Origin of the sequence: Streptomyces spongiae, from assembly GCF_009377185.1 — a bacterium.
GTDB classification, from domain to species: Bacteria; Actinomycetota; Actinomycetes; order Streptomycetales; family Streptomycetaceae; genus Streptomyces; species Streptomyces spongiae.
Genome location: NZ_VJZC01000400.1, coordinates 1 through 9,211, shown reverse-complemented (window position 1 = coordinate 9,211; position 9,211 = coordinate 1). Strand labels below are relative to the sequence as shown.

Genomic DNA, 9,211 nt, shown 5'->3' with positions numbered 1-9,211 from the left:
GCGTCGGCGGGGGCCTGTTCGATGACGGCGTGGGCGTTGGTGCCGCTGATGCCGAAGGAGGAGACGGCGGCGCGGCGTGGCTGTCCGGTGTCGGGCCAGGGGGTGTTCCCGCTGACGAGGCGTACGGTGCCGTCCGACCAGTCGACGTGGGTGTTGGGCTCGTCGACGTGCAGGGTGGGGGGCACGATGCCGTGCCGGACGGCCTGCACCATCTTGATGACGCCAGCGACGCCCGCGGCGGCCTGCGTGTGGCTGAGGTTGGACTTCACCGAGCCGAGGAGCAGCGGGCGCTGGGGCGTATGGGCGCGGCCGTAGGTGGAGAGGAGGGCCTGAGCTTCGACGGGGTCGCCCAGGGTGGTGGCGGTGCCGTGTGCCTCGACGGCGTCGATCTGGTCGGCGGAGAGTCGGGCGTTGATCAGGGCCTGCTCGATGACGCGTCGCTGGGAGGGGCCGTTGGGCGCCGTGAGTCCGTTGCTGGCGCCGTCCTGGTTGACGGCGGAGCCGCGGACCACGGCCAGGACGCGGTGGCCGTTGCGGCGGGCGTCGGAGAGGCGTTCCAGCAGCAGCACGCCGACGCCTTCGGACCATCCTGTGCCGTCTGCGGAATCGGCGAACGAGCGGCACAGACCGTCGGCTGACAAGCCGCCCTGCCGACCGAACTCGAGGTGGGTGGAGGGGGTGGACATGACGGTGACGCCGCCGGCGAGGGCGAGGGAGCACTCGCCGGTACGCAGGGCGTGTCCGGCGAGGTGGAGGGCGACGAGAGAGGAGGAGCAGGCGGTGTCCACCGTCAGGGCCGGGCCGGTCAGACCGAGTGTGTAGGCGACCCGGCCGGACAGGACACTGCCGGCGTTGCCGGTCAGGTGCAGGCCCCGGGCGCCGTCCTCCGCGCCGGCGCGGTACTCCTGTGCCATGGCGCCCATGAACACCGCGGTCTCACTGCCGCGCAGGGCGGTGGGGTCGATGTGCGCGGACTCGATGGCCTCCCAGGTGGATTCGAGCACGATCCGCTGCTGGGGGTCCATGGCGACCGCTTCGCGCGCGGAGATACCGAAGAACTCGGCGTCGAAGTCGGTGGCGTCGTGGAGGAAACCTCCCCCCGAGGCGGCGGCCGAGACCGCTTCGAGGTCCCAGCCCCGGTCGTCGGGAAAGGGCCCGATGCCGTGTCTGCCGTCGACGAGGAGATCCCAGAGGCTGTCGGGGTCGGTCACCCCGCCCGGGTAGCGGCATGCCATCCCGATGATGGCGATGGGCTCGTGGGCGGCGGCCTCGAGTTCCTGGACGCGCTGCCGCGAGTGCCGCAGATCGGCGGTGGCCCGCCTCAGGTAGTCCCTGAGCCTGTGTTCGTTGTCCATCTCAAGTCACCTCGACAGCGGTTACCGATGCGGGATGTCGTCGGGCCGGATCGGGGCCGGTGCGGTCAGGGACCGGGCGCCGGCCCTGCGCGGGCACTGGCACGCAGAGGGCGGCCGCCCCAGGGGGGGAGGGGGGCGGCCGCCCCGTCTGAATGACCTGGGCCGGAACCGGGTCGGGCACGGTCGTCCACTCAGGTCAGGCGGCTTGTTCTGCGGGTTCTCTCGGCTGCGGCACGGCGCAAGTCTCGGTCGGGCAGGACGGGAAAATCCCTAGTAACACAGCCGTGGTGGGCCGCGCTTCGACCGAGCGGGGAAGTTCGGGGGCCTGGCGTGGTTCGCGCTGGCTGGGAGATCCGCGGCACCGTGCCACCGATGCATTCTTGTCCCTGCGCAACATCCTGCCGACGCGTTATCCGCTCGATGGTGTCGAGCTGGCCGACGTGCTCGAGGCAGAGAACTTCCTTGGGCACTTGTTCGATTACGGCGTGATCCTGCCGCGCGCCCGCTCTCAGTTCGGCTCCTGGGCAGCAAGATCCCGCTGGAGCAGGTCCGGCACCGGTGTCGCCGACGGCTCGGGAATGGTTGGCCCCCGGAGGCTGGTTGGTGCTCTCGGACTTCGTCGACCTGAGCACCGACCTGATCGAGCCGACGCCCTACCGGCGCGTGATGTCCGCCATGTGGGACGTACTGCGCTCCACCATCGGCACGGACATCTCCTGGGTCCCCACCACTCCGAGTCTGCTTCGGAAGGAGGGCCTGTGCGATGTCCGCACCGAAGTCTTCCTGCCCTCCGCCGACCACCGTTCGTCGGCAGCGCGCTTCTGGCGGCTGACCTGGGGCCAGCTGCACGATCGGCTACTCACTCATTCCGACCTTGACTCCTCGGTACTGGCCGACGCCCTGGCCTCCTTCAGCGACCCCGACTTCACCGAACTCTCCCCCGGCATGATGACCACGATGGGGCGGCGCCCCAGTGGCTGACGCTCACTCACCGTCTTGAGAATGTCGGTGACCGTGAGGCCGGGCTGGGCGAGAACCGGCGTGGCCAGAGGGGCGACCAGCGTGGAGGGCAGATCGCGTTGTGCGCACCCGGAGAACCTTGACGTCGAGGACGTGGTGCCATTCCTCGTCGGGTTGTCCTCGGCGGTGCGGTCTTGTGCTGGTGGCGGTGAAGGAGGTGCTGTGCCCAAGGCGCGGGTCGGCAGGAATCAGCGAATCGCATCCAGGAATCTGTTGAGCAGCGTATCCACGGCGATTCGGTCGACGACGGGATGCGTGTTTCGGATCGCGTGAAGTGAATTGGGCCGCCGTCGGCCTGCATCATTCGCAGGGCCTCAGCGGAATCCCTCAGGCACTGTCAGTTCGGGTCGCGGTAAACGACTGGGGTACCTCGCGTGCGCGGTTCGGCCGCGGGCACTTCCTGGCAACGCACGGCGTCGTCCTTCGGGGAGACGATCAGGCATGGCGCTGCCGGGCGGAATCTTTTCCTTGAACTTGTGGGTTTCGGGCGGCCCGGGCACGCGGGAAGAATTTTCCCGGCGGCCGCGGGCCGCATTACCGGATTCGGCTGCTTCTTATCTGATCCACTCAGCGATGTCGTGCAGGAGTTGTCTTTCCATGTCTGGCTGGCGGAGATAGAAGTGGTCCCCGGAAAATGACCGCCATGAGAATTTCTCCGGCGGGCACAACTCGGACCACGCACGCATATCCGTGTGGGTGACGAGAGGGTCCATGTCTCCCACGTAGGCTCTGATGGGGCAGGTGACGGGCAGGTGGGAAGGGTTCCCGCTGCGCATGAGTTCGTAGTCGGCCTTGATCACTCTCAGGATCATGTTCCGCATATAGGGGTCCGCCAGTGCCACGCCGCCCATTCCCAGTCGGTCGAGGAGTTTAATTACCTCGCCTTCATTGCTGATATCAAGGTCGCGCTTCTTCGTGTGATGAGGCGCTTCCCTGCCGGACGTCATGAGCATGTGTGGTGGCCGGCCGTGCTGTTCGAGAGCCTGGGCCACTTCGTAGGCGAGCAGGGCCCCCATGCTGTGGCCGAATAGGACAGTCCGGGGTTCTCCGGCGGAGGCGAGGATGGCATCTGTCAGGCTTCTGACCGTTTCCTGCATGTTGGGTGGCCACTGTTCGGTGCTTCGGTCTTCGCGGCCGGGGTAACGGACAGCCAGGACCTCGACATCGGGGGGAAGGGTGCCGGGCCAGGTCCTGAAGGAGCTCGCCGATCCTCCCATGTGTGGAAAACAGATCAGCTTCACTGCCGGATTGACGCTCTGCCCGAATCGACGGAACCAGGGCGTTTTTGAGAGTTTGGATTCCATCTCTTTGATGGCTTGCTCTTCCATTTCTGTCTGTGGACGGCTGCAGTTTCGGGGATTACTAGTCAGCCCTTGAAATCGGCCCCGCGTTCGTCGGAGCTTCGATCATGGTCCTCGGTCGCATGTCGATCCAGTGCTTGTCGATGTAGGCAAGGCTGGAGCTGCGGCTATCCTCGGGATGTGCGATGCTCCACCCGGAAGGAACAGGAATTCCCTTGGGCCACAGTGAATACTGTCTCTCGCCATTGATGATGGCGAGATATTTCGCTTCCGGGTCCTCGAAGCTGTTTCCCATGGTTTCTCCGTCTTGGGGTGTCGGTATCGCGGCAATGAGTTCTTCCTCCGCAGCGCGCACCCGGGAGATGGGTGGTTAGATGGCGGCTGCGCGCCAGGCGTGTGCTGCGAAGGGAGATTCCGCGCCTATTCTTGATTCTCTGTGCGCTGCGTGGTGCAGCTGGCGATGGCTGTCAGCGCTTCGCGCCATAGGGCGATCAGCTCGTGGGCGCGCTGGTCGGAGACCCAGTTCCTGGGCCAGGACAGGGTTGCGTGCAGTTCGGGGCCATCGGTCCGGTCGTAGATGATGGCGTTGATTTCCAGGCCGTGTGACACCGCTGTCCGGAGGGCGCGGCCGTCGGGCAGGATGAGAGTTTCCGGGGCGATGGTCCAGTCCTGGCCCGTGGCGGTGACACGGCCGAGATAGTTGAACAGGATTTCAGGAGAAGGGTGTTCTGCGAGCACTGGTGCGGTCTGCGGGTTGAGGTACCGCAGGAGTCCGTATCCCACCCCGCCGTCGGGGAGCGCGCGCACCTGCTGCGTTATCCGCAGGACGGCACTCCCGATTTCGGGGCCGGTCCCGGAGATCTTGCTCCATTGCACCGGTCCGGTGTCCAGCCGCGCCGGGAAGAGGGCGGTGAACCATCCCACGGTCCGGGAGAGTTCGGCCCCGGCAATACTTTCCTGACGGCCATGTCCCTCAAGGTCAATGAGGAAGGCGGTGGCCGGTGATCCGCAGCCCCGGGCACGCCACTCGGTGACTGCGAGCGCGAACGCGGCCAAGATCACCTCATTCGGACGGCTGTCGAACGCCGCGGGAGCGGCCGTCAGCAATGCAGCCGTGAGGGACGAGGAGAGCGTCAGGGTCGCTTTCCGCCGGTTTGCGGCGGTGTCGCGGGTCGGGTCCAGCGGCCGGTCGCCCAGCGGCCGGTCCTTTGCTGCCAGGATGGAGGTCCAGAGCGGTAGTTCGGCTGCCAGAGCGGGTTCCAGGGCGGCCCGGGTCAGGTGCTGCGCCCAGGACCGGAAGGATGTTCCCACCGGGGCGAGATCTATGGGCTTTCTGGCTGCAAGGGCCGAGTATGCGCTGGCGAGGTCGGCCCGGATGATCCGCCAGGACACCCCGTCGACCACTAGGTGGTGGGCGACCAGAAGAAGCAGGCCGGGCTGGTTCCGGCCAGCATCGAGCCACGTTGCCCGCAGCATTCGTCCAGCTTCGGGATCCAACTCCTGCATCGATTCGGTCGCCTGGCGGGCGATGGTGCTCCGCCGCTCATCCTGTGCGAGCCCCTCGATGCTGCGGTATGCCAGAAGTGTCGCTGCGTCAGCCGTGCCCTTGGGCGCGGTGGCAAGGCTCCACCGTTCGTCGTCCTCGCGCGTCAGCCGTGCCCGCAGCATGTCGTGGTGGTCCACGACAGCCTGGAGGCTGCCCGTGAGCAGGCGTGCGTCCAGCTCCGGCGGAACCTGAACCACGATCGACTGGTGGAAGGTCTGGCAAGGAATACCGGAGTCGCGCAGCCATGCCATGATCGGCGTCAATGCAACCGGGCCGGTTCCGTCGTCGAGGCGTTCGCCCGGGTTTCCGGAGTCGTGGTGTCCAGCGCCGGCAGCGGCGGCCATCTGCCTGACCGTCTGCTGCTCGAAGACGTCCCGCAGCGACAGGACTAGTCCTTCGCGCCCGGCACGCGCCACCAGCTCCATGGCCAGGAGACTGTCTCCGCCAAGGTCGAAGAAACCGTCGTTGATTCCCAGATGCTGTAGCTCCAGTACCTCGGCGACCAGCCCGTGGAGGATCTCTTCGCGAGGAGTAAGCGATTCATCCACACCGACCGTGGTGTTGAAATCGGGTGCGGGCAGAGCCGCACGGTCCAGCTTGCCGTTCAAGGTCAGAGGGAACCGCTCCATGACGACAACTGCGGCCGGCACCATGTAGTCGGGTACCCGGCTGCGAAGGAACTCCCGGACTTCCGTGGAAAGCGCGCGGGCGCCGGCGGTCACACCGTCGTTGACCATGATGTAGCCGACGAGGGTCTTCTCGCCCGGACCGTCCTGTCGCGCCAGCACGACGGCCTGTCGCACCACGGGGTGCTCAGCCAGCGCGGCTTCGATCTGTCCCGGTTCGATACGGAAGCCGCGGACCTTCACCTGCTGGTCGGTGCGTCCGACGAATTCCAGGTTCCCGTCCGCGCGCCACCGGACGACATCCCCGGTCCGGTACATCCGGGATCCCGGTGGCCCGAAGGGGTCAGCGACAAACCGCTCGGCCGTCAGCGCGGGACGGTTCAGATAGCCGCGGGCCAAACCGGCACCGGCAATGAAGAGCTCGCCTTCCACACCGACCGGGACCAGCCGCAGGAAGGCGTCCAGTACGTAGACCCTCGTGTTGTCCAGCGGCTTGCCGATCGGTACCTGATCGGTCAGATCCGTGGCGGATTCGACCAGGTAGCTTGTTGCACTGAGCGTGATCTCCGTTGGACCGTAGCAGTTGACCACCTGCGTCCCCCGGCAGGCGTCCATGACGCGGCGCACCACTATGGGTGACACCACGTCGCCGCCGGTGCACAGTTGGCGGACGCCCGCAAAGCAACTGGGATCCTCGGCAACCATGAGTGAGAAGAGTCCGGCTGTGACGAGCAGGCCCGTGATGCCTTGCTGCTCGATCAGCCGGCTGAGCGTCGAGCATTCCAGGTCGCCGGGCGGCGCCATGACGATCAGGCCGCCGCCGAGCAGCGGAATCCACAGCTCGTACGTCGAGGCGTCGAACGCATACGGCGAGTGCATCAGCACCCGCTCATGAGCGCCGCCCTGCCAGCAGCGGTCAAAGGCCAGGTGCAGCACGTCCCGGTGGCGCACCGCGACGCCCTTGGGTAGCCCCGTCGATCCGGAGGTGTACATAACGTAGGCGAGCTGGTCCGCACACCCCCTCACCCGCAGGTTGCTTGTCGGCTCAGCCTTCGAGTCCGGATCGGCATCCACTATGACGACGCGCGCGGCGTGTTCGAACTGCCTGCCAGCCATCGCATGATGGGTGAGGAGGATGGCCGCGCCCGTATCCTCCATCACCCAGGACATCAGGTCCGATGGATAACTCGAGTGGATGGGCACATAGGTTGCCCCCGTCTTGACCACAGCCAAGATGGCCACCACGAGGTCGGGACAGCGCTCGAACAGGAGCGCAACCGGCGTCTCAACCCCCGCCCCCATGCGCACCAGTCGATGGGCCAACTGGTTTGCCCGAGAATTGAGCTGACGGTAGGTAAGGCTGCTGTCGCCGAAGGCAAGGGCCACCGATTCGGGCGAGGCCTCCACCTGAGCCTCGAAGGCTTCCGAAAGGCTTTCGAACGACGGAATGGGATGAGCAGTGTCGTTCCACTCTACGAGCACTCTCTCCAGATCCGGGTCTTCCCTTCCCAAGCCCGTAGGGAGCTGATCCCGGCTGCCTCCCATGTTCTGCTCGGGTTCCCGCCCTGGCCTTACAGGTGTGCGGCGAAGACCGCCCGTCCCGTCTGCCTGCGCCAGCGTGGCCTGCAGAAACTCAAGGAAACCTTGGGCCAGGCTGCGGAGATCCTCCTCGCCGAAGAATCCCGGGTTACCATCCCAATCGACCTGTAGGCCCCCATCGCCACTGCGGTCCCTCACTGCGACGGACATGTACTCAACTGGGCCGTTGCTGAGATTCCTTGAAACCACCCGGCACTCGCCGAAGCGGATGTCGTACCGGAAAGGCATGACGTTGATCATCGGCCCGAGGATGTCCTCCTGAGATCCCGTCATCCCAAGATCGCGCCGCAGATCCTCATAACGGTACTGCTGATGCGGAACAACCGTGCGAATCTCACGCCTGACGGTGTCGACGAGATCCAAGAAGGATTCTTCTGCATCAATCACCAGCCGAAGCGGCACGATGTTCGACCTCATGCCGGGGGTGACTTTGGCAAGCTCCGCGAGCCGGGCTGTCACCGGCAGGCCGATAATCATGTCTTTCTGGCCGGTCAGATCATGAAAGTATCCGGCGAGCGCCGAGATGATGATCCGCGTCCAGCCGGTTTCCCCCAAAGCGGCGATCCGGTGAATCTGTCCGCACTCGACGGGAGGCAAAAATGTTGTGCAGCGCAGGAAGGGACGATCGCTGGATGAGGGATTCCCTGGCAGGCGGACAGCCGCCGCAGCCCCGCGGACGTAATCCCTGAAGAAGACGCGATCCTTGGAAAAGCTTTCAGACGATCGGTAATCCTCCTCGTCCCTCAACAATTCCTCAGGAGCATGGAAGCTCTGGAGGCCACAATCCCGTCCCTCCGAGAGTTCCGTGTAGATACTGGCGATACGCAGCCATAGAAGAGCACCGCTATACCCGTCGAGCAGGATATGATGGCACCTGTAATACCAAAAATATCGGCTCGGCCCAACCTTGAGAAGGGCCAATGTGTAGAGCCGGTTCTCGGTGAGGCTGACTGCGGTCGCAAGGTCCGCATTCATCCATGCCTCAGCCTCTCGTTCGGGAATGTCATGGCGCGTGAAGTCGATCACCGTCATCTGCGGACTGCTGGCATCGTCTATTATTTGCCAGCGTCCGCTTGCGTCTTCGATGAAACCCGTGCGCAGGAGCTCCGTCTCCTCGAACAGCTGCTGCCATGCCCGCTCGGCAATCGATACCTGGAAATCACCGTCAATCTCGACATAGTCAGCGATATTGTGTCTGCAGCCGGACGGATCCAGGTGGTGGGCGACCCAGATGCTCGTTTGCGCAGCTGACAGCGGCACACGCCGCGCCGAACGACTGGTGGACACGATCAGATCATTCCTGGACATGGCCGAAGCACGCTTTCTCTAGTATCTCTTGGGCATGACACAAGAGCAGCTGTCAACACTTCACCTGTCATCGCATTGAATTCACGCGCAGCCACTTCGACCGTCTTGCGTGCACCCGCTGGATCCGGGCATCCCGGGGGCTTTTCATGGTGACTTTCGGTCTGACCTTGACCGGCCCCCTACCGGGGCCCCGAGCGCCGGTGCGGCGGTTCATCCACGCCGCGACCAGAGCACCGGACACGTTGTGTCAGACGGAAGGTTGTGGTGAATTATTCTTGATTTGAGCGCGGGAGCGCACTATAGTGCTGCTTCTTTTGCGGGGCCGCCACCAAGAAATCAAAGCAAAGAAAAAGCAACCCCAAGCAATTCACAACAGAGTTCTCCGGGCAGAACTCAAGAGGTGAAGCGGACCGGGATGTACTGGTCGTACAGGCGGTTGTCCGTCGCGGTGTAGTC

The 9,211-nt window shown here is 64.9% G+C and carries 5 protein-coding genes; 1 reads left to right on the top strand and 4 read right to left on the bottom strand.

From position 1 onward, the window contains the following. The coding region (locus FNH08_RS35850) for a type I polyketide synthase (RefSeq protein WP_194238724.1) at positions 1-1,355 on the bottom strand (1,355 nt) is incomplete at its 3' end. Positions 1,356-1,955: 600 nt separating this feature from the next. Between FNH08_RS35850 and FNH08_RS51105 the strand changes: the two genes are divergently transcribed. Then, positions 1,956-2,336 carry a hypothetical protein gene (locus FNH08_RS51105; RefSeq protein ID WP_194238723.1) on the top strand — a complete coding sequence of 127 codons (381 nt, stop codon included), beginning with the start codon at positions 1,956-1,958 and terminating at the stop codon, positions 2,334-2,336. A gap of 593 nt (positions 2,337-2,929) precedes the next feature. On the opposite strand, the gene FNH08_RS35840 is transcribed toward FNH08_RS51105, so the two are convergent. From FNH08_RS35840 to FNH08_RS35830, 3 genes are all read right to left on the bottom strand, one after another. After that, positions 2,930-3,703, bottom strand: coding sequence for a thioesterase II family protein (locus FNH08_RS35840; protein WP_152775706.1), 774 nt, complete (start codon positions 3,701-3,703; stop codon positions 2,930-2,932). A gap of 34 nt (positions 3,704-3,737) precedes the next feature. Further along, positions 3,738-3,971: an MbtH family protein gene (locus FNH08_RS35835; protein ID WP_152775705.1), complete on the bottom strand. Its 234-nt coding sequence runs from the start codon at positions 3,969-3,971 to the stop codon at positions 3,738-3,740. Between the two features lie 125 nt (positions 3,972-4,096). Next, positions 4,097-8,734, bottom strand: coding sequence for a non-ribosomal peptide synthetase (locus tag FNH08_RS35830; protein WP_194238722.1), 4,638 nt, complete (start codon positions 8,732-8,734; stop codon positions 4,097-4,099). Positions 8,735-9,211 lie beyond the last annotated feature (477 nt).